25 protein-coding genes and 3 pseudogenes are annotated in these 25,500 nt (G+C 63.2%); 13 read left to right on the plus strand and 15 right to left on the minus strand.

Annotated elements, in window-relative coordinates; genetic code table 11:
- Positions 1 to 1,680, minus strand: a 1,680-nt coding sequence (locus tag AC1DS3_RS16105; protein WP_477127526.1) for an OsmC domain/YcaO domain-containing protein, incomplete at its 3' end; no start/stop codon positions are given.
- A 127-nt stretch (positions 1,681 to 1,807) separates the two neighbouring features.
- Between AC1DS3_RS16105 and AC1DS3_RS16110 the strand changes: the two genes are divergently transcribed.
- Both AC1DS3_RS16110 and AC1DS3_RS16115 read left to right on the plus strand, forming a co-directional pair.
- Positions 1,808 to 1,978: a hypothetical protein gene (locus AC1DS3_RS16110; protein ID WP_441630404.1), complete on the plus strand. Its 171-nt coding sequence runs from the start codon at positions 1,808 to 1,810 to the stop codon at positions 1,976 to 1,978.
- Positions 1,979 to 2,454: 476 nt separating this feature from the next.
- Positions 2,455 to 2,655 carry a hypothetical protein gene (locus tag AC1DS3_RS16115; RefSeq protein ID WP_441630402.1) on the plus strand — a complete coding sequence of 67 codons (201 nt, stop codon included), beginning with the start codon at positions 2,455 to 2,457 and terminating at the stop codon, positions 2,653 to 2,655.
- Positions 2,656 to 2,777: 122 nt separating this feature from the next.
- Here AC1DS3_RS16115 and AC1DS3_RS16120 read toward each other — a convergent pair whose 3' ends face one another.
- Positions 2,778 to 3,905 (minus strand): sterol desaturase family protein, encoded by a 1,128-nt coding sequence (locus tag AC1DS3_RS16120; protein WP_441630400.1) that lies wholly within the window; start codon positions 3,903 to 3,905, stop codon positions 2,778 to 2,780.
- A gap of 178 nt (positions 3,906 to 4,083) precedes the next feature.
- Positions 4,084 to 4,992: a LysR family transcriptional regulator gene (locus tag AC1DS3_RS16125; protein ID WP_477127527.1), complete on the minus strand. Its 909-nt coding sequence runs from the start codon at positions 4,990 to 4,992 to the stop codon at positions 4,084 to 4,086.
- A 134-nt stretch (positions 4,993 to 5,126) separates the two neighbouring features.
- Between AC1DS3_RS16125 and AC1DS3_RS16130 the strand changes: the two genes are divergently transcribed.
- Both AC1DS3_RS16130 and AC1DS3_RS16135 read left to right on the plus strand, forming a co-directional pair.
- Entirely contained in the window at positions 5,127 to 6,305 is a 1,179-nt protein-coding gene (locus AC1DS3_RS16130; protein WP_441630396.1) for a M20 aminoacylase family protein, read from the plus strand.
- A 25-nt stretch (positions 6,306 to 6,330) separates the two neighbouring features.
- Positions 6,331 to 7,338 (plus strand): tripartite tricarboxylate transporter substrate binding protein, encoded by a 1,008-nt coding sequence (locus tag AC1DS3_RS16135; protein ID WP_441630394.1) that lies wholly within the window; start codon positions 6,331 to 6,333, stop codon positions 7,336 to 7,338.
- A 148-nt stretch (positions 7,339 to 7,486) separates the two neighbouring features.
- On the opposite strand, the gene AC1DS3_RS16140 is transcribed toward AC1DS3_RS16135, so the two are convergent.
- Both AC1DS3_RS16140 and AC1DS3_RS16145 read right to left on the minus strand, forming a co-directional pair.
- Positions 7,487 to 8,113 (minus strand): hydrolase, encoded by a 627-nt coding sequence (locus AC1DS3_RS16140; protein WP_441630392.1) that lies wholly within the window; start codon positions 8,111 to 8,113, stop codon positions 7,487 to 7,489.
- Positions 8,114 to 8,200: 87 nt separating this feature from the next.
- A complete protein-coding gene (locus AC1DS3_RS16145; RefSeq protein WP_477127528.1) occupies positions 8,201 to 8,899 on the minus strand; it encodes a hydrolase in 699 nt (232 codons plus the stop codon).
- A gap of 474 nt (positions 8,900 to 9,373) precedes the next feature.
- Here AC1DS3_RS16145 and AC1DS3_RS16150 point away from each other — a divergent pair, with 474 nt between their 5' ends.
- From AC1DS3_RS16150 to AC1DS3_RS16165, 4 genes are all read left to right on the plus strand, one after another.
- Positions 9,374 to 9,700: an FAD-dependent oxidoreductase gene (locus tag AC1DS3_RS16150; protein ID WP_441630456.1), complete on the plus strand. Its 327-nt coding sequence runs from the start codon at positions 9,374 to 9,376 to the stop codon at positions 9,698 to 9,700.
- Positions 9,697 to 9,999 carry a UBP-type zinc finger domain-containing protein gene (locus tag AC1DS3_RS16155; protein ID WP_441630388.1) on the plus strand — a complete coding sequence of 101 codons (303 nt, stop codon included), beginning with the start codon at positions 9,697 to 9,699 and terminating at the stop codon, positions 9,997 to 9,999. The genes AC1DS3_RS16150 and AC1DS3_RS16155 overlap by 4 nt, the downstream gene beginning before the upstream one ends.
- Before the next feature lie 29 nt (positions 10,000 to 10,028).
- The gene (locus AC1DS3_RS16160; protein WP_441630386.1) at positions 10,029 to 10,184 is read left to right on the plus strand and encodes a hypothetical protein; all 156 of its coding nucleotides are present in this window, start codon (positions 10,029 to 10,031) and stop codon (positions 10,182 to 10,184) included.
- 348 nt (positions 10,185 to 10,532) lie between these two features.
- Positions 10,533 to 11,666, plus strand: a complete 1,134-nt coding sequence (locus AC1DS3_RS16165; RefSeq protein ID WP_477127529.1) for a GGDEF domain-containing protein — start codon at positions 10,533 to 10,535, stop codon at positions 11,664 to 11,666.
- A 217-nt stretch (positions 11,667 to 11,883) separates the two neighbouring features.
- Here the strand turns inward: AC1DS3_RS16165 and leuD are convergent, their stop codons facing one another.
- Genes leuD through AC1DS3_RS16180 form a run of 3 tightly spaced genes read right to left on the minus strand, consistent with a single transcriptional unit; the run spans position 11,884 to position 14,846 of the window.
- On the minus strand, positions 11,884 to 12,525 hold the full coding sequence (gene leuD, locus AC1DS3_RS16170; RefSeq protein ID WP_441630382.1) for a 3-isopropylmalate dehydratase small subunit: 642 nt from the start codon (positions 12,523 to 12,525) through the stop codon (positions 11,884 to 11,886).
- 10 nt (positions 12,526 to 12,535) lie between these two features.
- The gene (locus tag AC1DS3_RS16175; protein ID WP_441630380.1) at positions 12,536 to 13,942 is read right to left on the minus strand and encodes a 3-isopropylmalate dehydratase large subunit; all 1,407 of its coding nucleotides are present in this window, start codon (positions 13,940 to 13,942) and stop codon (positions 12,536 to 12,538) included.
- Between the two features lie 10 nt (positions 13,943 to 13,952).
- A complete protein-coding gene (locus AC1DS3_RS16180; RefSeq protein ID WP_441630378.1) occupies positions 13,953 to 14,846 on the minus strand; it encodes an isocitrate lyase/PEP mutase family protein in 894 nt (297 codons plus the stop codon).
- 125 nt (positions 14,847 to 14,971) lie between these two features.
- Between AC1DS3_RS16180 and AC1DS3_RS16185 the strand changes: the two genes are divergently transcribed.
- Positions 14,972 to 15,970: a Bug family tripartite tricarboxylate transporter substrate binding protein gene (locus tag AC1DS3_RS16185; protein WP_477127530.1), complete on the plus strand. Its 999-nt coding sequence runs from the start codon at positions 14,972 to 14,974 to the stop codon at positions 15,968 to 15,970.
- A 17-nt stretch (positions 15,971 to 15,987) separates the two neighbouring features.
- A complete protein-coding gene (locus tag AC1DS3_RS16190; protein WP_441630374.1) occupies positions 15,988 to 16,746 on the plus strand; it encodes a GntR family transcriptional regulator in 759 nt (252 codons plus the stop codon).
- 540 nt (positions 16,747 to 17,286) lie between these two features.
- Here AC1DS3_RS16190 and guaA read toward each other — a convergent pair.
- The 3 pseudogenes from guaA to guaB all read right to left on the minus strand — a co-directional run.
- Positions 17,287 to 18,831, minus strand: a pseudogene (guaA, locus tag AC1DS3_RS16195) (glutamine-hydrolyzing GMP synthase); the annotation flags it as partial.
- Positions 18,827 to 19,304: pseudogene (locus tag AC1DS3_RS16200) on the minus strand (hypothetical protein); the annotation flags it as partial. The pseudogenes guaA and AC1DS3_RS16200, both read right to left, overlap by 5 nt.
- A 74-nt stretch (positions 19,305 to 19,378) precedes the next feature.
- Positions 19,379 to 20,620: pseudogene (gene guaB, locus AC1DS3_RS16205) on the minus strand (IMP dehydrogenase); the annotation flags it as partial.
- 123 nt (positions 20,621 to 20,743) lie between these two features.
- Here guaB and AC1DS3_RS16210 point away from each other — a divergent pair.
- Positions 20,744 to 21,712, plus strand: coding sequence for a DMT family transporter (locus AC1DS3_RS16210; protein WP_477127531.1), 969 nt, complete (start codon positions 20,744 to 20,746; stop codon positions 21,710 to 21,712).
- Between the two features lie 118 nt (positions 21,713 to 21,830).
- Entirely contained in the window at positions 21,831 to 22,421 is a 591-nt protein-coding gene (locus AC1DS3_RS16215; RefSeq protein ID WP_477127532.1) for a DUF4124 domain-containing protein, read from the plus strand.
- 69 nt (positions 22,422 to 22,490) lie between these two features.
- Here AC1DS3_RS16215 and AC1DS3_RS16220 read toward each other — a convergent pair whose 3' ends face one another.
- Both AC1DS3_RS16220 and AC1DS3_RS16225 read right to left on the minus strand, forming a co-directional pair.
- Positions 22,491 to 22,838 carry an RnfH family protein gene (locus AC1DS3_RS16220; protein WP_441630365.1) on the minus strand — a complete coding sequence of 116 codons (348 nt, stop codon included), beginning with the start codon at positions 22,836 to 22,838 and terminating at the stop codon, positions 22,491 to 22,493.
- Positions 22,831 to 23,268: a type II toxin-antitoxin system RatA family toxin gene (locus tag AC1DS3_RS16225; protein ID WP_150983478.1), complete on the minus strand. Its 438-nt coding sequence runs from the start codon at positions 23,266 to 23,268 to the stop codon at positions 22,831 to 22,833. Before AC1DS3_RS16225 ends, AC1DS3_RS16220 begins: the two co-directional genes overlap by 8 nt.
- A 240-nt stretch (positions 23,269 to 23,508) precedes the next feature.
- Here AC1DS3_RS16225 and smpB point away from each other — a divergent pair, with 240 nt between their 5' ends.
- Positions 23,509 to 23,961 (plus strand): SsrA-binding protein SmpB, encoded by a 453-nt coding sequence (gene smpB, locus AC1DS3_RS16230; protein ID WP_006164727.1) that lies wholly within the window; start codon positions 23,509 to 23,511, stop codon positions 23,959 to 23,961.
- A 75-nt stretch (positions 23,962 to 24,036) separates the two neighbouring features.
- Here smpB and AC1DS3_RS16235 read toward each other — a convergent pair whose 3' ends face one another.
- Both AC1DS3_RS16235 and AC1DS3_RS16240 read right to left on the minus strand, forming a co-directional pair.
- On the minus strand, positions 24,037 to 24,969 hold the full coding sequence (locus AC1DS3_RS16235) for an SPFH domain-containing protein (RefSeq protein ID WP_441630362.1): 933 nt from the start codon (positions 24,967 to 24,969) through the stop codon (positions 24,037 to 24,039).
- A 75-nt stretch (positions 24,970 to 25,044) separates the two neighbouring features.
- Entirely contained in the window at positions 25,045 to 25,470 is a 426-nt protein-coding gene (locus AC1DS3_RS16240) for an NfeD family protein (RefSeq protein ID WP_441630360.1), read from the minus strand.
- Between the last annotated feature and the right edge of the window lie 30 nt (positions 25,471 to 25,500).

Here is a 25,500-nt window from a genome sequence, read left to right on the forward strand (position 1 = left end):
GAACAACAGCGCCTTGTTTGTGTTATCCCAGATCAAATCCTCTACCGGGTAAACTTCCGAATAACCGGGCACTAAAATCCGGCAGGCCACGGCGCCCAGTTGGTCATACACCGCCATGTACACCTCTTTGCCCATGTCCTCGAGAATGCCGAACAGCGTTGCGGCTTCTTCGGCATTGGAGTTTTCACCCTGGCCAGAAAAATCCCACTCAACAAACTCGAAATTCGCCTTGGCGCTGAAAAAGCGCCACGACACCACACCGCTGGAATCAATGAAGTGCTCAACAAAGTTGTTTGATTCAGTCACGGCGTTACTGACAAAAGTGGGCTGAGGCAAATCGTTCAGGCCTTCAAAACTGCGCCCCTGCAGCAATTCCGTCAGACTCCGCTCCAGCGCCACCTCGAAGCTTGGGTGCGCGCCGAACGAGGCAAAGACACCGCCTGTCCGCGGATTCATCAAGGTGACGCACATCACTGGATAGGTCCCACCCAGCGACGCGTCCTTGACCAGCACCGGAAAGCCTTGCTCTTCCAAGCCCTGAATCCCGGCCAGAATGCCAGGGTATTTCGCCAGCACTTCGTGCGGCACATCAGGCAATGCGATTTCACCTTCCAGAATTTCGCGCTTTACCGCCCGCTCGAAAATCTCGGACAGGCATTGCACCTGCGCTTCGGCCAGGGTATTACCGGCACTCATGCCATTGCTGACGAATAGGTTTTCGATCAGGTTGGACGGAAAATACACCACTTCGCCGTCCGACTGCCGCACATACGGCAGCGAACAGATACCGCGCTGTACATTGCCGGAGTTAGTGTCGTACAGATGCGAGCCATACAATTCGCCATCGGAATTATAAATTTCCAGGCAGTACGCATCCAGAATTTCAGCCGGCAGCGCATCCTCAGGGCCAGGCTGGAACCAGCGCTCATTCGGGTAATGAACAAACGGCGCATTGGCGACGTCTTCGCCCCAGAACGTACCGCCATAAAAATGGTTGCAATTCAGGCGCTCGATAAACTCTCCCAACGCCGACGCCAACGCGCTTTCTTTGGTCGCTCCCTTGCCATTGGTAAAACACATGGGCGAGTGCGCATCACGGATATGCAGCGACCACACATTGGGAACGATATTGCGCCACGAAGCGATTTCAATCTTCATGCCCAAGTCTGCCAAAACGCCCGACATATTGGTGATGGTCTGCTCCAACGGCAGATCCTTGCCCACAATATAGGTGCTGGCGTCAGAAGCCGGCTTCAACGTCAGCAACGACTGAGCATCGGCATCTAGGTTCTCTACCTCTTCAATGACAAACTCGGGTCCGGCCTGCACCACTTTCTTCACTGTACAACGCTCGATAGAGCGCAAAATACCTCGGCGGTCTATTTCCGAGATATCCGACGGCAACTCAACTTGAATCTTGAAAATCTGTTGGTAACGGTTTTCCGGATCGACAATATTATTCTGCGACAGGCGGATATTTTCGGTAGGAATATTTCGGCTTACGCAGTACAACTTCACAAAGTAAGCAGCACACAAGGCCGATGAGGCCAGAAAATAATCGAAGGGACCAGGCGCCGAGCCATCGCCCTTATAACGGATAGGCTGGTCGGCCACTACCGTGAAGTCATCGAATTTGGCTTCAAGGCGTAGCTTATCGAGAAAGTTGACTTTAATTTCCATGGGGAATTCTAAAAATGATGCTCAAAATGATGTAGCCACTATTATCCGCCGCCGCGCCGGTGCCGTGCAATGCATCGATGCTTTTCACAAACGCGGCCGCATACGGATAATTTGACAGGCGAACGCCATGGCGCAGGACATGGCCGGAACCGGCGAGCCCTCATGCGCCATGGCATTATTAAAAATGCGCGAACTACCAGACGGTAATCCGAAATATAAAGCCCTGCAAAAACAGGGCCTTAATAATCAATCAACTAGCGAACAATGCTTCCCAACGGGATTTACTCCCACTCCATGATTAACAGGCCGCCACAAACCCGCGTGGTGAATGGGATTGGCTGTGATTAACTTGGGGCCTTACCGTCGCTCTTACCGACAAGCGCGCAGAGCATTTTCTCGCGCGGGAGATGGAGCGATTTGCGKGGCGACGGCTCTGGCGGCACCATCGTCAATCGGGTTTAAGGATACAGAAAAAGACCCTTCTGCGAAAGGACGCCGCGGGCCATGTGGTCGCGGCGCCGTTTCTTGCCGTGCACTGCGATCGACGCCGCGCCCTCCCCGTTGCAACGATCGTCCGGTCACGTTTCCGGCGTCACCCCAATGTTATGCAGGAAACTGCACACCATCTGGTAGAAGCCTACCGTGAGGACCGRCCTCGATCCGACCAACAGGCCCGAGCTTCATCGCGGTAGTATCGCAAGACCCATACAAGGCGCAGTTTCGCGGAGCCTGGATGACGTCGCCCCGTTTTGTCTTGATCATCTACGACGGGCTTTGGGACTGTTGACGGCCACAGCCATCGCGTTCAACTGCTACGATCAGCGCCAGGCCTTCGAGGAGCGCTTCCTTGTCGCGGCAGCGCCTCGGGCAAAGGCTTCGCTGATCGACCAGGCGCTCCAGATCTTGCGCACCCAGATGAGGCTGGGACCGGTCAACCTCGTGGTCGTCGCGCGCGTGCGAATCCGCGGGATTTGATCAAGAACGATGCGGGAAKCCGAAGTGCCTACCTCAGGGAGCGTGCACGCACGGCCCTGAGAGAAGATGTCGCCTTTATTGTGTCCAGCCCACCGTTTTTTCACTTGGCGGCTGGGTGCCAGTCAGCGCCACAGCAATCCGGCCAGCAGCAACAACAGCAGCACATCCAGCCCCAGCAGGCTGCGTGGCCGCATCCTCCCTTGCAGCAGGGCGCCCAGACCAGCCAGACCGGCTATCAGCAACAGTGCCAGCCCCCACAGCAGGCCGCTCCCCATCTGATCGCTTTGCCACAGATAGCCGGCACTTGCCATCATCAGCAGCGCGAACTGCAGCAGGGCCGCTGGCGCGGCGCCGGCCACCAGCGGCGGATCGAAGCGCTGGCGTGCACGCTGCAGGTCAAAGGGCGCACTATCATCGCTCACGCCGGGTGGCAGCCAGCCCGGCGCCTTGAACCACACCTTGAGCTTGTCCTGCCAGCGTGGCGCACGGCGCGCCAGTTGCCACAGCGGCACATAACCGGAAGCCACCGCCCATAGCGGACTCCAGCTATTGAGGGGGCTGCGAGTACCATACACCGGCTTCTCCTCCTCCTCGGCAAAGGTGCCGAACAGCCGGTCCCAGATGATCAGCATCCCGCCGTAGTTCTTGTCCAGGTACTGGTCGTTGACCGCATGATGCACACGATGGTTGGACGGCGAGGAAAACACGCGGTCAAACCAGCCCAGCTTGCCGATGTGCTCGGTATGGATCCAGAATTGGTATAGCAGCACGATGAGGCCGGCCAGCGCAAACTGCTGCGGGGCAACCCCGGCCAACGCCATCGGCAAGTAAAACGGCCATCCCAGGAAGGCAACCGTGCTCTCCTGCCGCAGCGCGGTGGACAGATTGAAATCCTGGCTCTGGTGATGCACGGCATGGGCGGCCCAGAACACCGCACTTTCATGCCCGACCCGATGTAGCCAGTAGTCGCAGAAATCGAACATCACGATCGCCAGCAGCCAACCCCAGACACTGCCCCACAGGCCGGCATGGGGAAACAGTGCCACCCGGCGCCACGTCAAGACGTACAGGCCGATCTGAAAGAGCTGGCTGACACTGGCCACCAGCTGGCTTAGCAAGCCCTGGCTCAGGTTGCTGAGGGCATCATTCAGGCGATAGGTATTGCGACCGGCGAACAGGCCGTAAGCCAGTTCCGCCAGCATCAAGAGCAGGAATACCGGGAAAGCGTAGACGGTGATTTGTTCTTCCATGCGCCACTCAAAAAAGTGCCTTACGACTAACAGACGATTGACCGGCCCCTTGCAGGATCTGGTCAGAAACGGTCGCTATTATGGCAATAAACGGGGTTCTGGACAAAAGGTGCGATGGTACGATGACCCCGAAAGCGAGACTGGGAGTCACACGCGACAGCCTGCCCTTGGCGTGAACTCAGACCGAGGGCAACGCCTTGACAAGGTGCCGCAGAAGGGTGCCGGCTACCRGCGACAACGGTCGCCCGGCTCGCGTGACGACGTGGATGCGGCTGTTATTGAGGATCGGATTCGCCAGCGGCAGCGATATCAGATCGGCAAACTGCGCGCCCTTCAGCGCCACCGAGCGCGGCGTCATGATGTAGCCCAGCCCCATCGCCGCGAATTCCCACAAGACCTTGAACGAGTTGGTGACGAGCATGGGCTTCAGCGTGATGTGCTCGTCCAACTCCGCCGCCTGTACGTGCTTGCGCACGCCGAAGGACTCGACCAGCGCCGCTCCCTGGTGCGGCGCCAGGTCCGCCAGTGTCAGCGCATTGCGGCGCCGCGCCAGCGGATGGTCCTTGCGAACGTGTAGGCGGATTGGTGCCAGCCGCGAGTAGTGCGAGCGCAGGCGCTCGTCGTTGGGCGGCTGGAACACCAGTCCGATGTGCGCGACGTCTTCCAGGATGCAGCGTACCGTTTCTTCGGTGCCCGCCACCCGGATGTTGTAGGTCACGTCGGGATGTGCGACCAGGAACTCGCGCAGCACCGGCTCGAACACCAGGTCGATGAAGCCCTCCCCGAAGACCACTTCGATGTGCCCGCGCTGGGCGTTCTTCAGGTTGTTGACCTCGGCCAGGAACGTGTCGTGCAGGTCCTGCTGGCGGCGGGCGAAGAGTGCGATCATGCGGCCGGCGTCGGTGACGACCACGCCTCGCCCGCGCCGCTCCAGCAGCGTCAGGCCCGTGTCCTCCTCCAGCTTGGCCACCGCGCGGCTCACCACCGAGGGGTCCAGCTCCAGCACCTCCGCCGCGCCCCGCACGGAGCCCGTCTCGATGATCTGCAGCAGGCACAGCGCCCGCTTCCGATCCAGCATGTCTTCCATCCGCTATCCCTGACTCGTCGTCTGATTGTTGTCTGACTGTTGTCGTTTATACAACGATTTGCCCCCAGAGTTGTCATGGATACGACGGAAGCATCCGAAGATAATCTGGCAATTCACCTGATACCGACGAGCCCATGAGCCCCTACCCCGCCGACCTGCGGCGCGCCATCAAGGCCATCGCGCCAGAGTTTGTGGCGATCCGCCGCCAGATCCACGCTCATCCCGAACTGGCGTTCGAGGAGCATCGCACCAGTGACCTCGTCGCCGAACTGCTGGGGGGCTGGGGCTACGAAGTCCACCGCGGCCTGGGCACGACGGGCGTTGTCGGCACACTGAGGAAAGGGCGCGGCAAGCGGACCCTGGGCATTCGCGCCGACATGGACGCGCTGCCTATCCAGGAAAAGACGGGGCTGGACTACGCCAGCACCTTGCCCGGCAAGATGCACGCCTGCGGTCACGACGGGCACACGGCCATCCTGCTATGCGCGGCGCGGTATCTGGCCGAGTCCGTCGATTTCAATGGGACGCTGATCCTGATCTTCCAGCCGGCCGAGGAGAACGAAGGCGGCGCGTTGCGCATGCTGGAAGACGGCTTGTTCGAGCGATTTCCCTGCGATGAGGTTTATGCCTTGCACAACTCCCCGGGCTTGCCGGTCGGGCAGATCGGCCTCATCACAGGTCCGGCCATGGCCTCGTTCGACCGCGCCACGGTGACACTGACCGGGCGGTCGGCCCATGGCGCCATGCCGCATCACGGCATCGACGTGATGCAGGGTGCGGCCAGCATCGTGCTTGGCCTGCAGTCCATCGTCAGCCGCGAGATCGATGCGCTGAAGTCGGCGGTCATTACCGTCGGCTCCATCCAGGCCGGCGCGACCTACAACATCGTCCCGGAAACCGCGACGGTCAAGATTGGCGTGAGAACGCTCGACCCCAGCGTGCGCGCCCACATCGAAGCCCGCCTGCAGGATTTCGTGGTCACGCAGGCCAGCAGCTTCCAGCTCGACGCCGACGTGGTCTACGAGCGCAAGTATCCCGTCCTGGTCAATCACGACTGCCAGACCGAGCGTGCGCGCGAGGTGGCGATCCGCCTGCTGGGCGAGGAGAACGTCGTGGCGCGAGCGCCGGTGATGGGCAGCGAGGACTTCGCCTACATGCTGGAACATCGGCCCGGCGCCTACGTCCGCCTGGGCAATGGCACCGGCGAAGACGGTGGCTGCATGGTCCACAACCCCATGTACGACTTCAACGACGAGGCCCTCCCGGTAGGCGCCGCATTCTGGGCAAGCCTCGCGCGAAGCTATCTCGCTTAAAAAAAATGAACGACAGGAGACAAATATGATTTCGCACACCCGCCGCCGCTTCCTGCAATACGCCGGCCTGACTGCCGGCTCCCCATTGCTCACGACCCTGCCAGCCTTCGCGGCGGAGATCTTCCCGAGCCGGCCCCTCTCGCTGGTGGTGCCCTATCCGGCGGGCGGTGCCAGCGATACGTCTGCACGCATATTCGGGGAGTCCATCGGCAAGAGCGTGAAGCAGCTGGTGGTCGTCGAGAACTATGGAGGCGGCACCGGGGTGATCGGCGCCAACAAGGTGCTGGCCGCGCCGGCCGACGGGTATACCTTCTTTCACGGCTCGATCAACGAGGTGTTTCTGTCCCCGTTGCTGAATCCCGCAGCCCGCTACAAGCCCCAGGACTTCATGCTGGCGGCCCCCATCAGCGACGCCAATATCGTGCTCCTAGTGCGCAGCGGCCTGCCTGCCGACACACTGGACAAGTTCCTCGACCTGGCGAAGCAGAACAAGAGCAAGCCGCTGACCTACGCCACCGTCGGCATCGACTCGATCTATCATCTGATGGGCGACGCCCTCGGCACCCGCATCGGCACGCCCTTCCTTCACGTGCCATATAAGGGCGCCGCCCCCGCGCTGCAGGGCGTTGCCGGCGGCGAGGTGGACTTTGCCATCCTGCCCTACCAGTCCGCGTTCGACAGCATGCAGGGACAGGGCCGCCTCAAGGTTCTGACGAGCTTTTCGAGGTCGTTGCCTGCGCCGCTCAGACACATCCCCCTGATCTCGCAAAGCCGGCAGATGCCCGACTTCGAATACGTGATCGGCGGTGGTTACTTCGTCAAGCAGGGCACGCCCGCCGAACGGGTCGCCTTGCTGCGCGGTGCGATCGGGGACGCGCTAGCCAAACCGGAGATCCGAGCCAAGCTCGAAGCCGAAGGCCGCACCGTCGCGCGGCCCATCGACAGCCAGGCACAGGCCAACCAGTACTTCGACCAGTACATGGGGCGTGTCACCCAGCTCATTCGCAGCGTCGGGCGCAAGCCGGTAGCCTGAACCCGAGTGCCACCACTTCTCCCCCGCGAGCGGCAGGTCAGTCGACACGGATATTGGCCTGCCGGATCAGCGCGGCGAGCCGCCGTCCGAGACCGGCTTCTTTTGCCAGCGCGGCTCGCAGAGCATTAAGCGCCTACATTGAGGCGGCTCATGCCGGCTTGATCATGTCACGCGCATACGCGAGGCCCGTGCCATACCCGCCACCATGCTCAACCACGATCGAGCGGGCCTTCTCATAGGTGTCATGACGAGTCCAGTCCCTCTGGAATTCGAGAAGGAGTTGGAGCCAGGAAGTCATGACTGCGCCGGCGGAAGCCATCCGTCGCAACGCGAGGTCATGGCTTGTTGGTGTCAGCCCACCGCAAGCATCGGCGACGACGTAGACTTGATATCCCTCGGACAACGCTGAAAGAACCGGGAAACTCACGCAGGCCTCCGTCAGCATGCCGGCGATGATCAGCGTACGCTTTCCGGTAGCCGTAATCGCGTCGCGCACCGCATCGTCTTCCCAAAGGTTCATGTTGCGGCGTTCAATCGGCGTGACGTTTTGCAGCACGTCTCGAAACGCCGGCATCAATGGGCCGCTGTACACCTTCGAGGCCGAGGTGGAGACCACAACCGGCAAGCCAAAAGCGACCGCCGTCTTCGCGACCGCAAGGCCATTGCTGCGCAGAATCTGGGGGTCTTGAGAACCCGCAGCGAACGCAAGGCCTGCCTGTTCATCAACGAGGATCAATGCACAATCGGCGGGTTCGAGCAAAGGTAGTTTGGACATGGGAGTTCCCTTTTTCATTTGAGATCGCGATCTTGCTTCAAGCCGCGACTGGACGCCCTCTGKAGCGTCCAGCCCGCGAATGCAGGATTAGCGCTCGATCACCTGTGCATGGACCGGCGCCAGCGACTCGTGCTTCGTGGCGGTGCGCTGCTCGGCCTTGTGGACCATCGTGTAGGCGTAGTCGACGCCCATGCCATAGGCGCCCGAGTGCTCCTTGGCCACGGCCATCACATCGTCGTACGTCTCGCGGTTCTTCCAGTCCCGTTGCCACTCCAGCATGACCTGTTGCCAGGTCACGGGCACCACGCCTGCCTGAACCATGCGCTGCATGGCGTAGTCATGCGCTTCCTTGGTCGTGCCGCCTGAAGCGTCGGCCACCATGTAGATCTCGTAGTCACCTTCCAGCATCGCGCACAGCGCAAAGGTGGTGTTGCAGACCTCGGTCCACAGGCCGGCCACCACCACTTTCTTCCGGCCATTGGCGGCCAGCGCGTCGCGCACCTTCTGGTCGTCCCAGGAGTTCATCGAGGTACGCTCCAGCGTCTGTTTGCCGGGGAAGACGTCGAGCAGTTCGGGGTAGGTGTAGCCGGAGAACGAMTCGCTYTCKACCGTGGTGATGGTKGTCGGCACSTCGAAGATCTTSGCYGCCTTGGCCAGGCCCACGACGTTGTTCTTCATGGTCTGGCGGTCCATCGACTGCACGCCAAARGCCATCTGGGGCTGGTGGTCGATGATGATCAGTTGGCTGTTGCGCGGGGTCAGGACTTCAAGTTTGGCGTTCGACATGTGATATCTCCGATGAAATTTATTCAATGATTTTTGGTTCTTGCATGGCGGCACCTTGTTCGCTCTGTTGCGTATCCGCGCCGTCCATGTGAAGAACTATAGCGAAGGAAAGTGTGTGAACAGCCAATCGGTATTGTCAATGTCGTTCAAAACTTTTGATATCACCTGGGATTGCACGAGACAACGGGGATCGACGCGCGAACCAACCGTGCGCAAGTGAAAGGAGCGGCCACGGCCCGAAATCATGAGCACAGCCTTAGGGGATTGGCGTCGCGAGGAAATTGAGCGGGATCCAGACGTGAAGGCCGCGGGGATCGCCGGCCGACTCGAGCATCCTGAGATGCCTTCGAGCTGATCGACCATACCAAAGGTTGATTGGTATTTACGAAAACGTTGAAATCCGGGTTGCCGATCGAAACTCGCCTCGCGTGACGCCGCGCTGGTTCACGCCAACCACCGCCAAACTTCCCGAAGCTGACGGCTCTTGGCGATGAATCCACCGGACTCCGCTCTCGCGCCAGCGGGACCTCGACGCACTACGACATCTGCCACCTGTTCCTGTTCATCGGTGCGACGCTGCATACCTGCTGGCTCAACGATTCGATCGCGACGGATGACAAGGGCTTCATTCTTACTGGCGCATCGACCTCATCGCTCGAGACCAGCATGACCGGAGTCTTTGCAATCGGCGACGTCCGCGCTGGCTCGACCAAGCGCGTTGCTGCCGCAGTCGGCGATGGAGCCGCTGCCATTTCCCAGATCCACAGTTACTTCAGCAGACTGACAAAGGAGGTGGAATGAAGACCTGTGACCATACGAATACGATCCGCGATGTCGTGCCAAGCGCTCTGGGTTGCGAAGAATGCATCAAAGTGGGCAGTCCGTGGGTGCATCTTCGCTTGTGCCGATCCTGCGGTCACGTTGGCTGCTGCGATAGCTCTCCCCTCAAGCATGCACGCGCGCATTTCGAGAAAACCGGACATCCAATCATTGAGGGGTATGACCCGCCTGAGGGATGGGGGTGGTGCTACATCGACCGGGAAGGGATTGCGCTCCCGGACCAGACGCCGCAACGAGGACCCATCCCACGGTTCGTCTGACGGGACGCCCATCGGGCTTGTATGAACGCGTGGGGCAAACCGACGTCTATCTCACGACCGCGTGGGCGCATAACGGCAGCCTGGCCAATGATGGCCCCTTCATCGGCTACCTGTTCAGCTACGCACAGGCGCCCGGACAGAAGAACATGATTGGCGCGCTGGTCGGCATCCGCCACGTCTTCTGAGCGCCAGGCCCGCCGGGGCTAGCCGGAGCGAGGCGGCTCAATGAGCGCCCCCGAAAGACACCAGACTTCGATACACCGGCTGAACGATGCCATCAATCCGTTGCATCGACAGGTTGAATCCGCAGCAGACAAGCGACGGTTCGCCGGCCCGGCCGCAGCTATACTTCGGTTTGCGCTGCCATTTCGAGCGCGTCGTCCACTTCGATACCAAAGTGGGCGTCGCTGCCCGGTTCCGCGGCGAGTCACTGTGCATGCGCGATTTGGGCTGGGGCAAATCCCAATCGCGCCAGTCATCTTTGTGGAAAAGTGCTTCTTCGATAATTCGTGTATGGGAGCCGAAGGGGCTATATGCACCCGACTTTCGATGTGGGCACCATTATTCTTCTGCACAACACCTCGTTGATTGCAGGCGCTGCGGCAATCTTGCATAGCCGCAAGCGTTCGTCCCGGCGCACGGGTTTAGGGCGTCTCGCCGTTGCTTTGATTGCTTTGGCAATTGGTGCAGTGCTGGCTGCGTTTGGGGAGCGGGCCGCCTTACCGCTTTGGCTGTGGACGCATTTGAGTCTTCTTTTAGGGACGATCGCCTATCCGCTGCTCTGGGACGGCATACGGCGCCTAAGTGGCCGCCGCCGGAGCCTTTACTGGATTGTCGTACTCGTGCCGGCAGCATGGTTCATGTTTGGCATAGTGTCGGGATTCCCGCTTGTGAATTCTCAGCGGGCGAGCGTCTTTCACCTGACCGCGGTAATGTCCCTCGCAGCTTCGGCAGTCGAGATATGGCAGGACCGACATAGCGAGCCACTGCCTGTGCGTCGTCCGTTGGCTGCGTGCCTCCTGGTGAGTGCGCTGATCTATGCTGTGCGCCTCGTTTGCATCGTTCTCGATATTCCATCGGAATTTGACTTTTCGACTGCCTTTTTTCTTCAGATATTCTTCAATTTCTGGATTGCACTGCTGGTTGTGACACTCGTCAGGGAGCGGCGCGAAGCGGGTCTTCAGCTTGCAGCGGACACCGATGCGCTGACCGGCGTCGGTAACCGCCGATGGTTCCTGGGGCGCCTTCCTCCAGCGCCGCTCGCAAACAGCGCTCTCGCGATCCTGGATGTGGACCACTTCAAGCAGATCAACGACAGATTCGGGCATCCTGTGGGAGACCTCGTGCTGGCGTCGGTTGCTACAGCTGTCCGAGATGGACTGCGCGAGGGGGACGTCCTTGCGCGATACGGAGGCGAGGAGTTCGCGCTCTTTCTTCCGAACGTCGACGAGCAAGCTGCCAGAGCGGTCGCTGAACGGCTTCGCAAGCGAATCGAAGCAATGTCCATTGTGATCGACGGCGGGCGCGTTAGCGTTACCGCGAGCATCGGTGTGGCCTGGAGCGACCGGAATGGCGGGGCGTGGGATGCCTGGATAAAGACAGCGGACACTGCTTGTTATGCGGCGAAGKGCGGCGGTCGCAACCTTGTGAAGACGAGCGTCGTGTAGATCCAGCCACCCCAAGCTGAGGTCTGGAGCGGCATCGAGGCGTCTTAACGACGCCACTCATCGCGAGATGCAATGCGCGATCTTGCCGTCCGGGTGCGTGATATCGACAAAGTAGTCGAGTCCGATGAATGCAGTGTTTGTCATGGTCTGGATCGAACCGTTTCGGTGAGGTGAGGTGAGATGAGGTGGCCAGCACGGTCTCTGGCCACCTGAGATGTCAAAGCGGCTCTTCTACGGCCAAAACCCAGGGACGCGTCTCACGCAGCGCCGCCTGGTACGCCTCGATCTCGGCCCGGCGCTTCAAAGTCAGGCCAATGGCATCGAGCCCTTCGAGCAGCAGGGTGCGTTCGCTCGGGGGGACGATGAACGGCAAGCAGCGGCCCTGCGGGTGCCGCACCGTGCAGGACTCAAGATCGACGGTCAGCTCCAGCACCTCCCGCTCGGCTTCGGCAGCCAGCACGGCAATTTCATTCGCGGGCAGCACCACCGGCAGCACGCCATTGCGGTAGCAGTTGCTCTGGAAGATCGCGCCGAACGACGGCGCGATGACGCAGCGAAAGCCAAACTGCCGCACCGCCCAGACGGCGGCCTCGCGCGAGGATCCGCTGCCGAAGTTCTCGCCGGCCAGCAGGATCGTCGCCCGGCGGTAGGGTTCGCGATTGAGCACAAAGTCGGGGCGCTCGACACGCTGTCCGTTCCCGCTCCCGCTGGCTTCATAGCGCCAAGGCGCGAGCAGCTTCTCACCATAGCCATCTCGCCCGGGTGAGTTGATCTCGCGCGAGGGAATGAGAAGATCGGTATCGATGTTGGCTCGCATCAGCGGAGCGGCGATTCCCTTCAGTTGGATGAACTGTTCCATGTGATGCTCCCTAGCGCAGCAGCGGACGTGGATCGGCTATGCAGCCGGCGATGGCTGAGGCCGCCACCGTTGCCGGGCTGGCCAGGTGAGAGCGCACACCCGGGCCCTGCCTGCCCTCGAAGTTGCGGTTGGTGCTGGTGATCACGCGGCGCCCGGGCTTGCCAGGCTGGTCGAAGTTATCGCCGCCGGCGAAGAAGCACAACGAGCAGCCGCTTTCGCGCCACTCGAAGCCTGCTTCCGTGAACACACGATCCAGGCCCTCACTTTCTGCGGCATGCTTCACACTGGTCGATCCGGGCACCACGATGGCCTTTACGCCAGGGCGCACGCGTCGTCCCCGCACCACCTGCGCGGCGGCGCGCAGGTCGGGCAGGCGGCTATTGGTGCAGGAGCCGATGAAGGCCGCGTCGATGGGAGTMCCCAGCATCGGCTGCCCGGGGTGCAGCTCCATATAGCGGAGCGCGCGCTCGGCATCCGCGTCGGCGGGAGGCGGCACTGCGCCGGTGATGCCCACGACCTGGCCGGGATGGGTTCCCCAGCTCACCTGGGGAACGAGCTCCGCGCAGTCCAACTCCAGCTCCTTGTCCCAGTGCGCGTCATCGTCCGAGCGCAGCGCGAGCCAATCCGAAACCGCTGCATCCCAGGCGGCACCTGAAGGGGCAAAGGGCCGCCCCGCCAGCCATTCGACGGTACGCGCGTCTGGCGCCACCAGACCAGTCCAGGCGCCGAACTCGACGGCCATATTACATAAGGTCAGCCGCCCCTCCACATCCAGCGTCCGCACTGCCTCGCCCGAAAATTCGATGGCATGCCCGTCGCCACCGCTGACGCCGAACCTGCCGATCAAGGCCAGCACCATGTCCTTGGCCGACACCGCCGGCCCGAGGCTGCCATGGAACGACACCCGCATGGTCCGTGGCTTGCTTCGCACCAGGCACTGCGTGGCGACGGCATGCTCGCCTTCGGTAGTGCCGATGCCCCATGCCAGCGCGCCAATGCCCCCAACAGTGCAGGTATGGCTGTCGCAGCAGACCAGGGTGGTGCCCGGCAAGGCGATGCCCAGCTCCGGAGAGATCACGTGCGCGATGCCCTGACGTGGAGTGCCCAGGTCGAACAGGCGGATGCCCGAGCGCTGCGTGGCGGCGCGAAAGGCCTCAATGAAGCTGCGCCCGCCCCGAACCAGCGTGTCGTCGCACCGGCCCGGCTGAGTGTCGACGATGTGGTCCATGGTGCCGAACACAAGGCTCGGATGCGCCACGCGATGCCCCCCCTCCTCCAGGCCGGCCAGCACGCGCGGCCCGGCGCGGTCGTGCAGGAAGACCCGGTCGACATGTAGCAGCGCCTGCTCGCCATCCAGCTGCGCCACAACATGCTGGTCCCAGATCTTCTCGATGATGTTGCGCGGTGATGCATACATAGTGCTCACCTCACCGTGCGGTGCCGGGATGCTGCAGCCCGGCCAAATAGCGCTGCTCCAGCGCGAACACCTCCTTGAAACCGACCAGCTCGAGCTGCTCGCGAAAGTCCGCCAACCGCGCCCCGGGGCCACCGGCGTAGCCGTTGGCGCGCAGCGCCGTCAGCGCGTCACGCATGCCCTGGATGGCAGCCAGCATCAGCGTGGCGGGCAGGCTCACGCGCGCAATGCCGATGCGCTGCATCTCCTCGAACGTGAAGGCCTCGGGCGACTTGCCGCCTTCGACCACATTGATCGCCACCGGCCCGCGAATTCCCTGCACGGCCTGCCGCGCCAACTCCTTGGACGTCATGCCGTCCACGAAGATCATGGTCGCCCCGGCCTCCAGGTAGGCATTGCCGCGACGGATCACTTCCTCGATGCCGCCCACGGCAAGCGCGTCGGTACGCGCGTTGATCACGAAATCCGGATCCGCGCGCGCCTCGGCGCAGGCGCGGATCTTCTGCACTGCTTCGTCCAGCGGCGCGATGGATTTGCCCTCCAGGTGGCCGCAGCGCTTGGGCATGACCTGGTCCTCGATATTGACGCCCGCGCAGCCAATGCGCTCAAAGGCCTTGACCGCATACCAAGCGTTGACGGCATTGCCAAAGCCGGTATCGCCGTCGGCCATGACCGGCAGGTCGATGGCGTCGACTATCTGCTGCGTGGCCGCGACCATATCGGACAGCGAGAGGAAGCTGTAGTCCGGCAGTCCCAGCCGGCTCACGGAAATGCCGAAGCCTGAGCACTGCACCGCGGGAAAACCCGCCTCCTGCGCGATGCGGGCGGACAGGGGGTCAAAGGCACCCGGCATGACAAGGAGTTCCGGTGCATGGATCAGTTTCTGGAGCAATGCAGTCTTTCGCATGATGAGTCTGGCTGGTCGTGGTTCGAATAGTATGTATGCATGTTTTTATTTTTTCAACAAATAAAGTAAGCTTGAAGCATTAATCACGCTAATATGCATACATACAGAAGAAAGGAGACCTGCACATGCCTACCCTGAAATCCCTCCGCCGGACTCGCCCCGTCCTGCTGCTCGCGCTCGTCGGCACCGTCTGCCCCGCCTCCTGGGCGCACGCCGAAACGAGCGTTGCATGGCCCGCGCGACCGCTCTCGCTGGTCGTGCCATTCCCTGCTGGCGGGACCACCGACACGATCGCCCGCCTGCTGTCGAAGAACCTGTCCCGGCAGTTGGGCCAATCCGTGGTAGTGGAGAACAAGAGCGGCGCCAGCGGCACGCTGGGTGCCGCGCAGGTCTTGCGCGCGCCGGCGGACGGCTATTCCCTGCTGCTGGGGACGCCCGCCGAGCAGATCAACGCGCCATTGATGATGGCGCGCCCGCCCTACGATCCGGCCCGCGACTTCACGCCGGTCGGCTGCGTCAGCCGCGGCCCGAACGTGCTCGTCRTCAATTCGGCATCGAAGGCGAAGACCTTGGCGGACCTGCTGCGCATGGCACGGGCGCAGCCCGGGCGGATCAACTTCGGCAGCGCGGGCAATGGCAACACTTCCCACCTGTCTGGCGAACTGTTMGCGCAGGCGACCGGCGTCGTGCTCACGCACATCCCCTATCGCGGCAATGCGCCGGCCATCGCGGACACCATCGGCGGCCAGGTGCAGATGATGTTTTCCAATCCGGCCACCGTGCTGCCCCATATCCGCAGCGGCACGCTGCGGCCGCTCGCGGTGGCGTCGCGCGCGCGGATCGCGTCGCTGCCGGACGTGCCCACGCTGAAGGAATCGGGCATCCCGGTGGAGATCTATAGCTGGACCTGCCTGTTTACGCGGGCCGARACGCCGAAGGAGATTATCGGCAAGCTACATGGCGCCCTTGCGCAGGCGCTCGATGACGGGCAGCTCGCCCAGGCGATCGAGGCCAGCGGAGCAGAGAGATTCCCCTCGACGCCCGAGCAGACCAGCCGGTTCCTTGCCGGCGAGCGGACAATGTGGGGTAATCTCATCCGCAGCCGACACATCCACACCGACTGAATCCACAATCCAGAAAGATGTCCTCTCCCGAAACTTCCCGGACCCGCGCGCTATCAGTCGCGGATACCCTGCGCAACCGCATCTTCGACGGCGAGATTCCGCCCGGGTCCCACTTGATGGAGGTCACACTGGCCCAGGAGTTGGGCGTCTCCCGCACGCCGGTGCGCGATGCGCTGGCCCGGCTCGCCGACGAGGGCCTGCTGGTCTACCAGCCCAATCGCGGCTTCCTGGTCCGCCGCTTCCAGCCCAAGGACATCAAGGACGCCTTCACCGTGCGGGCCACGCTCGAGGGCTTGGGCTGCCGGCTGATCGGCGAGCGCGGCCTGATGCACGCCGAACAGGAGCGCCTGGGCGGCCTCCTGGCGGCTCAGCGGCGGGTGCTGCACGAGGAAGAGTGGAACGACCAGCAGGCCCTGCTGTGGCAGAACATGAATCTCGACTTTCACTACGCGCTGCTGGAGTTGGCGGACAACAGCTGGCTGACCGACGCCGTGCGCCGCGCGCGGCAGTTGCCCATCATCTTCGACAGCAAATCGCATCCCCACGACCATGACGCCCTGATGCTGCTGTACCAGCGCGACCACAGTCGGCAGGCGCTGGCGGAGCACTACCGCATCGTGGACGCGCTGGCGCTGCACGAGGTCGGCCGCGCCGAGGCATTGATGCGCGAGCACATCCTTACCAATCGTGACGTGCTGATCCGYGCCCTAGCGACGAACAGGCTGGGCACAGCGGCGCAGGTGCCCGGCAGCGGCGGCCAATTGCTTTCCTACTAGAGCGGCGGCGTTTCCCCCTGCTCGTGCTCGTGCTTGGGGAGCCAGCGCAGGTAGCAATTTTGATCGGTATGGTGGAGTGGGTGACGAAATTTGGGGAGGCGCTGGATCCAGTGTTGTGTCGCTTTCTGAGCCTCCCAAGCCCATGGACGCGCCCGGCGTTCGCGAAGAAACGGTTCCGCGCTATAAAGGGAACGGCAGCGCCGCGATGACCGACACGTCATTGGTGCGAGCCCGTGGCGTTACCGGACGCCACGGTGTGAGCCCGCGCCTGAGCCTGGTCTGGGAATCGTCAGCGACAGTGGCGAGCGGCGTGAGCCGCATCCCGTTTGAGAGATCGAGTCGTGACGGCTTTTTACCGTCGGGAGCCAGGAAGCCTGCTCATGCCCGGAAAACCGCATGAAATCGTGCTTTCCAAAGGGGGGTTTTTACCGTCAAAGACCGATTTGGTCTGGATAGTAAACGGGAGGGCCTTAATCCGGCCTCCGGGTTCTACCGCCAACCTGTTCCACTGGCCGGCGATAGTCCCCGAAGGACCCGATTTCACTCCCACTCGATCGTCGCCGGCGGCTTGCCCGACACGTCGTACACCACGCGATTCAAACCACGAACCTCATTGATGATGCGGTTCGAGCAGCGGCCCAGCAGCGCGTACGGCAAATGCGCCCAGTGCGCCGTCATGAAGTCGGTGGTCTGCACCGCGCGCAGCGCGACCACGTAGTCATAGGTGCGGCCGTCGCCCATCACGCCAACCGACTTGACCGGCAGGAACACCGCAAAGGCCTGGCTGGTCAGGTCGTACCAGCTCTTGCCGACTTGCGAAGGCTCGCACATGCCGGCAGCGGCATCCTGCTCGGTAGCAACCGTGCCACGCAGCTCTTCGATGAAGATTGCGTCGGCGCGGCGCAGCAGTTCGGCGTAGTCACGCTTGACCTCGCCCAGGATACGCACACCCAGGCCCGGGCCCGGGAACGGGTGGCGGTAGACCATCTCCGGCGGCAGGCCGAGCGCCACGCCGAGTTCGCGGACTTCGTCCTTGAACAGGTCGCGCAGCGGTTCGAGCAGCTTCAGGCCGAGCGTTTCCGGCAGGCCGCCCACATTGTGGTGGCTCTTGATGGTGGTGGCTTTCTTGGTCTTGGTGCCGCCGGACTCCACCACGTCGGGGTAGATCGTGCCTTGAGCCAGCCACTTCGCGTTGGTCAGCTTCTTGGCCTCGGCCTGGAACACTTCGACGAACTCGCGGCCGATGATCTTGCGCTTTTGCTCCGGATCGGTCACGCCGGCCAGGTGGCCAAGGAACTGCTCGGACGCGTCGATGGCGATGACCTTGGCGTGCAGGCGGCCGGCGAACATGTCCATCACCATCTTGCCTTCGTTCAGGCGCAGCAGGCCGTGGTCGACGAACACGCAGGTGAGCTGGTCGCCGATGGCGCGGTGGATCAGGGCTGCGGCCACCGAGGAATCGACGCCGCCGGACAGGCCGAGGATCACTTCTTCGTCGCCCACCTGTTCGCGGATCTTGGCGACGGCTTCGGTGATGTGGTCATGCATGACCCAGTCAGGCTTGGCGCCCGCGATCTTCAGCACGAAGCGCTCCAGGATGTCGCGRCCCTTGGCGGTATGCGTGACTTCCGGGTGGAACTGCACGGCGTAGTAGCCGCGCGCTTCGTCGGCCATGGCGGCGATCGGGCAGCTGGGCGTGGACGCCATCAGCTTGAAGCCCGGCGGCAGCTCGGCAACCTTGTCGCCGTGGCTCATCCAGACCTTGAGCATGCCGTGGCCTTCGGGCGTGGAGAAATCCTCCAGGTCCTTGAGCAGCGCGGTGTGGCCATGCGCGCGCATCTCGGCGTAGCCGAACTCGCGATGGTCGCTCCACTCCACCTTGCCGCCCAGTTGCACGGCCATGGTCTGCATGCCGTAGCAGATGCCCAGCACCGGCACGCCGAGGTCCCACACTGCCTGCGGCGCGCGCAGCTGGTGGTCTTCGTAGGTACTGGCGTGGCTGCCGGACAGGATGATGCCCTTGGGCGCGAACTCGCGCACGAATTCGTCCGTGACGTCGTTCGGGTGGATTTCGCAGTAGACGTGCGGCGTGCCACGGGGACTGTGCCGGCATCCTTGTTTTGCGTCTCTTTTTGCAGCTCGCGTTGTTCACGCTGCTCGCGTTCGCGCACGCGTACGCGCTTGGCGGCCGGGATCTGCACCGCGGCGAAGAAGGCCAGGACCGCGGCCAGCACCGGCAGCCAGATCTTTCCGGCACCCTGCACCGGCAGGTCGAACATAAGCATCCACGCCACGATCAGCACCGCGCTGGCGAGGTTGACCTGCCCGACTGTTCGCGCCACCGCCACCGTGAGCTGCCCGTTGACGGTTGCCTGCCACAGCAGCAAGGCCAGGCCGGTCAAGGCCACGCCGAGTAACTGCCCGTACATCGCGGGCTGCGGCTGCGGCAGTTGCAGCGCGCTATAAAGGGTCGTGAAAGGCGACAGCAGCATGACGATGCCGAGCAGCAGATTCAGCAACGCGTCCAGGAACAGCACGGCACGCAGCAATACTTTCATCAGAACTCCTTCGGCCAGGCGCTCGGCCTAGCTTGGGGGCGGCGCCGGTTGGCGCGGCCGGCGCGGGGGGGGGGGGGGACCAGCTTGTCGACGTTGGCGGTATTGTCTTCCTGGAAGTAGCGATCGGCCGCGCCGTCCTTCATCGCGCCGACCGAACCCATGCCGCGGTAGCTCTTGAAGGAACGACCCTGGTACAGGAACACTTCACCCGGTGCCTCTTCGGTGCCGGAGAACATGCCGCCCATCATGACCACATGCGCGCCGGCAGCCAGTGCCTTGGCGATGTCGCCCGAGTAGCGGATGCCGCCGTCGGCCACCAGCGGCACGCCGGTGCCCTTGAGGGCTTCGGCCACGTTGGAGACCGCAGTGATCTGCGGCACGCCCACGCCAGCGACGATGCGGGTGGTGCAGATCGAGCCCGGGCCGATGCCGACCTTGACGCCGTCGGCGCCATGATCGACCAGCGCGCGCGCGGCAGCACCGGTGGCGATGTTGCCGCCGATCACCTGCACTTGCGGGTAGTTCTGCTTGACCCAGCGCACGCGGTCCAGCACGCCCTGGCTGTGGCCGTGGGCGGTATCGACCACGATCACGTCCACGCCGGCCTTGACCAGCAGGTCCACGCGCTCGTCGTTGTCAGGGCCCACGCCGACTGCGGCGCCGACCCGCAGCTGTCCGCGGTCATCCTTGCTGGCCAGCGGATGTTCCACTGCCTTCTGGATGTCCTTGACGGTGATCAGGCCGTTGAGCTCAAAGTCCTTGTTGACCACCAGCACGCGCTCGAGGCGGTGGCGGTTCATCAGGCGCTTGGCGTCTTCCAGCGATGCGTCTTCGCCCACCGTGACGAGCTTTTCGCGCGGCGTCATCTTGGCGCGCGCGGGCGCATCCAGCTCTTCCTCGAAACGCAGGTCGCGGTTGGTGATGATACCGACCACGGTCTTGCCTTCCACCACCGGGAAACCGGAGATGCCGTATTGATGTGATAGTGCAATCACATCGCGGATCTTCATGTCGGGGGGAATGGTGATCGGGTCACGCAGCACGCCGGATTCGTAGCGCTTCACGCGCGCCACTTCCCGGGCCTGGTCGGCCGGCTTCAGGTTCTTGTGGACAATGCCGATACCACCGGCCTGCGCCATGGCAATTGCCAGGCGGGCTTCCGTGACGGTATCCATGGCGGCGGATACCAGCGGAATGTTCAATTCGATCGAACGGGTCAGGCGGGTACGGAGCGAAACATCCCGGGGCAGTACCGACGAATAGGCCGGCACGAGGAGCACGTCATCGAATGTGAGTGCTTTCTGGACAAGACGCATAGCAATTCCTCTAGGCGCAAAACCGAATTATACAGGAATGGCACGTTTCTTGACGCGCCTGCGAGTGCCCTTGTTCAAGTCTGCTATGCTCTTTGTCTTTTTTTCAGGGATAGGCAAGCCACAATGGGTATTGGCGTACTGTGCGGCCTGCTGGCCGGCGCCTTCTGGGGCATGGTGTTTATCGCCCCCAAGCTGCTGCCCGTATTCTCCCCCTGGGAACTCGCGATCGGCCGCTACCTGGCCTATGGGCTGGTTGCCTTCATCGCCGCGCTGCCGCTGATGAAGCGCATTGCGCGCAAGCTCACGCGCGCGGACTGCCTTGCGCTGCTGCGCCAGGCCTTCACCGGCAACCTGCTCTATTACGTGCTGCTGGCGTTCGGCGTGCAGCTGGCCGGCGTGGGCCCCACCTCGCTGATCATCGGCATCCTGCCCATCTCCGTCACCATCATGGGCCGGCGCGACCATGGCGCCGTGCCGCTGTCGCGCCTGATCTGGCCGTTGCTGGTGGTGGCCGCCGGCATCGCCTGCATCAATATCGACCTGTTCGCCGGCGGCGGACACGCGCACGGCGCTGCCGCGGGTGAGGCGGTGCGCACCGTCTGGCAACGGCTGGCCGGCGTGATGTGCGCGGCTGGCGCGCTGGTGTGCTGGACGCTCTACGCGGTCGACAACGCACGCTACCTGCAGYGCAACCCGCAGTACAGCGGCAATGAATGGTCCGCGCTGTACGGCATCTCCACCGGCGTGGTATCGGTGGTGCTCGCGCTGCTGGCACTGCTGGGCTGGCTGGTGGCCGGCGACAGCCTGGATGCGGCCAGCGGCGGCCGCGACTGGCAGTGGTTCTGGATGGTCAACGCGGCCGTGGCGCTTGGTGCGTCACTGATCGGCAACAACCTCTGGAATATCTCCAGCCGCCGCCTGCCGCTTACGCTGTCGGGGCAAATGATCGTATTCGAGACGCTGTTCGCGCTGGCGTACGGCTTTGTCTTCGACCACCGCCTGCCGCGCCCGCTGGAGATCGCGGCCATCGCGTTGCTGATGATTGGCGTGGCCTGGTCGGTACGCTTGCACGCCGCCGACAAGTCTGCCTAAACTAGCGGCCAATCCCGGCAGCCAAGGGCGCGCGCGTCACTCGCACAGCGGGGTTCCAGCCCTGCGCGCCCTGCTGCCGCATTCACTATCACCGCAGGCTGCCCCAACACGCTAAGCCATGAAACGATCGACCGCGCACATCAAGCTCGCCACGCTGGCCGCCCTCGCCTGCCTGTGCCAGGCAGCCACCGCCCAGGCGGATTCGCCATGGCAGTGGCGCGACGGCAGCGGTCACATGGTCTACAGCGACGTGCCGCCGCCGCCTTCGGTGCCGGCCGCCCGCGTGATCAAGGCACCCGGCCGCTTTGCCGGCAGCTTGCGCCCGGTCGAGCCGCCGGGCGGCTCGCCAGCCGCGGCAACCGCGGCAGCCAGCCCCGCAGGCGTTGCCGCCGCCACCCAGACTGCGCMGGCGCCGGGCGCAAAGGGCAATGGCAACGTGAAAGCAGAGTCCATGGCAAGTGCCGAGGAAGCCTTCGAGAAACGCCGCGCCGCGCAGGCGAAGGCCGAAGCGGATCAGGCTGCCAAGGACCTGGCCGCGCAGGAGCGCCAGGTGCGCTGCGCGCAATCGCGCAACTATGCGACGTCCTTGCAGCAGAACCGCCGCATTGCCGTGTCAGCGCCCGATGGCTCGCCGCAGCAACTGAACGATGACKAGCGGCAGGCCGAATTGCAACGCATCAACGCCACGCTCGCGCAAAACTGCACCTGAGCACCCGAGCACCCGAGCACCCGAGCACCCGAGCACCTGCGCGCCCGCGCAGCTCCGCGCCGGGGCCTGTCAGCCGCCACGCAGCCATTTCTGCCCTTCGCGCGTGCCGCCCTTGCGGGTCTTCTGCACGCGCCGGTTGCGCGCCGACTGGGGATCGGCCACCAGCGGGCGATAGACCTCGACGCGGTCGCCGGCCCGCACCAGGGTATCCGGCGTCTTGAGCTTGCTGAAGATGCCGACCCGCATGGTGGCGGGATCCACTTCCGGACAAGCCTGCAGCAGGCCCGAAGCTGCGATCGCGGCGACAATGCTGGTGCCGGCGGGTACCTCGACCTCCTTCAGGAAGGCGTTGCCTGGGCGGGCATAGCAAACCGAGATGCGCACCGGGGCCGCGGTGCCGGCGTCGTGCTCAGCCATTGCCGTAGACCATTTCGGCACGCTTGACGAACGCATCGACAAACGTATTGGCGATCATGCTGAACACCGGCCCGATGATTTTCTCCAGCAGGAAGCTGGAAAACTCGTAGTGCAGGTGGAATTCAATCTTGCAGGCATCCTCGCGCAGCGGCGTGAAGCGCCAGGAACCGCTGAAGGTCTTGAAGGGGCCGTCCTCGAACACCATATCGATCTTGGTAGGCCGCTCCTGCGTATTGCGGGTGTGGAAATACTGCTTGATGCCGTTGAAGTGGATGTAGATCTTGGCGTCGAGCATCGTCTCGGTCTGCTCGAACACCTCCACGCCACCGCACCAGGGGAGGAACTTGGGATAGTCCTCGACTTGCGTGACCAGGTTGTACATCTGCTCGGCAGAATGGCCGAGCAGCACGGATTTATGGACGTCTGCCATGTAGTGGGGAATCATGGCCCGCGCGGGCGCCGCCAGCGCCATGACGCACTGCGGAATCCACCGGAGCGGGCCKGTTTGCTAGAATCCCGATTTTAGCCCACGCGCGCGCCGACAGCACCCCGGACGCGCACGATAGCGCCCAAACCGCCGCCTGATGGCCTTGCACGGCCCTGCAGCGACTTTCCCCTTCGTTTTTTTGGTGTTTGTTTTACTTATCTCCATTTCCACTATCCGGACCGCATGACCATCGCAGACAACAAGAAAGCCTTTTTCGACTACTTCATCGAAGAGCGATATGAGGCGGGGATCGTGCTCGAGGGCTGGGAAGTCAAGGCGATCCGCGCGGGACGCGTGCAGATCAAGGAAGGCTACGTGGTCATTCGCGATGCCGAGCTGTTCCTGATCGGCGCCCATATCAGCGCGCTCAACAGCGCCTCCACCCACATCTCGCCCGACGCGGTGCGCACCCGCAAGCTGCTGCTCAAGGCAGAAGAGATCAAGCGCCTGATCGGCAAGGTGGAGCAGCGCGGCTTCACGATCGTGCCGCTCAACCTGCACTACACGCGCGGACGCGTCAAATGCGAGATCGGCCTGGCCAAGGGCAAGAAGATGTTCGACAAGCGCGAAACCGAGAAGGACCGCGACTGGCAGCGGGAGAAGGCGCGCATCATGAAGGGCGCGGGCAAGGAGTAAAAGACCGCGGCAGCCCGGCGGCACGCCGCAAGACTGCCTGCTCTACGCAAGCCCGCTTCTTCAAGCCCCCTCGCTTCAAGCCCCCTTCTGCTGGCTTTTGACGATCTGCAGCGCCGACGCAATCATGGTGCTCATCTCGCCAAGGTTGCCCGGCACGATCAGCGTGTTGCCCTGCTTGGCCAGGTTGCCGAAGGCGCTCACGTACTCCTCCGCCACCTTCAGGTTCACCGCCTCCATGCCGCCGTCCGTGCGGATGGCATGCCCGATCTTCTCGATGGCCTGCGCATTGGCCTCGGCCACCGCCAGGATCGCCGAGGCCTCGCCCTGCGCCCGGTTGATGGCCGCCTGCCGCTCGCCTTCGGACTTCTGGATGGCGGCCTCGCGCGCGCCCGTGGCCAGGTTGATCTGCTCCTGGCGCTTGCCTTCCGACGCGGCGATCAGCGCGCGCTTTTCACGCTCGGCGGTAATCTGCGCCTGCATCGCATGCAGGATTTCCTTGGGCGGCGTGAGGTCCTTGATCTCGTAGCGCAGCACCTTCACGCCCCAGCTCGCGGCGGCCTCGTCCAGCGCATTGACCACGCTGTGGTTGATGTACTCGCGCTCCTCGAAGGTCTTGTCCAGCTCCAGCTTGCCGATCACCGAGCGCAGCGTGGTCTGCGACAACTGGGTGATAGCCACCACGAAATTGCTGGACCCGTAGGATGCCTTCATCGGGTCGGTCACCTGGAAATACAGCACGCCGTCCACCTGCAATTGCGTGTTGTCCCTGGTGATGCAGATCTGGCTCGGCACATCGAGCGGGATCTCCTTCAGGACATGCTTGTAGGCCACGCGATCGATGAAGGGCAGCACGACGGTCAGCCCCGGCGTCAGCGTGGCGCGGTACTTGCCGAGGCGTTCCAGCACCCAGGCATGTTGCTGCGGCACGATCTTGAAGCTTTGCGCCACTAGCACGATGACGGCGACCAGGATCAGCAGGGGCAGCAGGCTGCCGAAGAATTCGAACATGGGACCTCCGTGACGGGGTTGAGAAAAGCGAACAGCAGAAAACGGGGGGAAACCGGGGGCGCGCCCTGCCTTGCTCTATCGCGGGCTGACGAAGAGCGTGTTGCCGCGCACCTCGACGATGCGAAAACGCCCAGGCGCTGCCGGGCCGGCCGCCTGGAGTTCCACGTCCCAGTCGGTGCCGCGGTAACGCACGCGTGCCCGCCCGGCCTCGCCCCAGGCTGGTACCTCGAGTTCCTGGCCGATGTCCGGGTTGACGTTGGGATCGCGCTCCGCCGCATCGCGCCTCACGTGCCCATAGCGGGAGCGCCGCAGCGCGACAAAGCCGGCTAGCGCCACCAGCGCCGCCACCAGGGTCTGGGCGGCTGCGCCAAGCCCGGCCAGCGCACCCAGGCCACCTGCCGCGGCGCCAAGCGCCACCATCAGCAAATACAAGGTGCCGAGCCCCAGTTCCGCGATCACCAGCACCGCGGCCAGCGCAAACCAGATGTAGTACGGCGCCATCCTTGCCTCCTTGCTTGCCTGCTTGCCTAC

The organism is Cupriavidus sp. 01L46 (genome assembly GCF_056399905.1).

Coding starts and splice junctions, on each gene's coding strand:
- AC1DS3_RS16110 (WP_441630404.1), top strand. CDS start 1,808: ATGGCGCAGGACATGGCCGGAACCGGCGAGCCCTCATGCGCCATGGCA.
- AC1DS3_RS16135 (WP_441630394.1), top strand. CDS start 6,331: ATGATTTCGCACACCCGCCGCCGCTTCCTGCAATACGCCGGCCTGACT.
- AC1DS3_RS16180 (WP_441630378.1), bottom strand. CDS start 14,846: ATGCGAAAGACTGCATTGCTCCAGAAACTGATCCATGCACCGGAACTC.
- AC1DS3_RS16220 (WP_441630365.1), bottom strand. CDS start 22,838: ATGGCTGAGCACGACGCCGGCACCGCGGCCCCGGTGCGCATCTCGGTT.
- AC1DS3_RS16120 (WP_441630400.1), bottom strand. CDS start 3,905: ATGGAAGAACAAATCACCGTCTACGCTTTCCCGGTATTCCTGCTCTTG.
- AC1DS3_RS16235 (WP_441630362.1), bottom strand. CDS start 24,969: ATGTTCGAATTCTTCGGCAGCCTGCTGCCCCTGCTGATCCTGGTCGCC.
- smpB (WP_006164727.1), top strand. CDS start 23,509: ATGACCATCGCAGACAACAAGAAAGCCTTTTTCGACTACTTCATCGAA.
- leuD (WP_441630382.1), bottom strand. CDS start 12,525: ATGGAACAGTTCATCCAACTGAAGGGAATCGCCGCTCCGCTGATGCGA.
- AC1DS3_RS16240 (WP_441630360.1), bottom strand. CDS start 25,470: ATGGCGCCGTACTACATCTGGTTTGCGCTGGCCGCGGTGCTGGTGATC.
- AC1DS3_RS16225 (WP_150983478.1), bottom strand. CDS start 23,268: ATGGCAGACGTCCATAAATCCGTGCTGCTCGGCCATTCTGCCGAGCAG.
- AC1DS3_RS16155 (WP_441630388.1), top strand. CDS start 9,697: ATGAAGACCTGTGACCATACGAATACGATCCGCGATGTCGTGCCAAGC.
- AC1DS3_RS16130 (WP_441630396.1), top strand. CDS start 5,127: ATGAGCCCCTACCCCGCCGACCTGCGGCGCGCCATCAAGGCCATCGCG.
- AC1DS3_RS16140 (WP_441630392.1), bottom strand. CDS start 8,113: ATGTCCAAACTACCTTTGCTCGAACCCGCCGATTGTGCATTGATCCTC.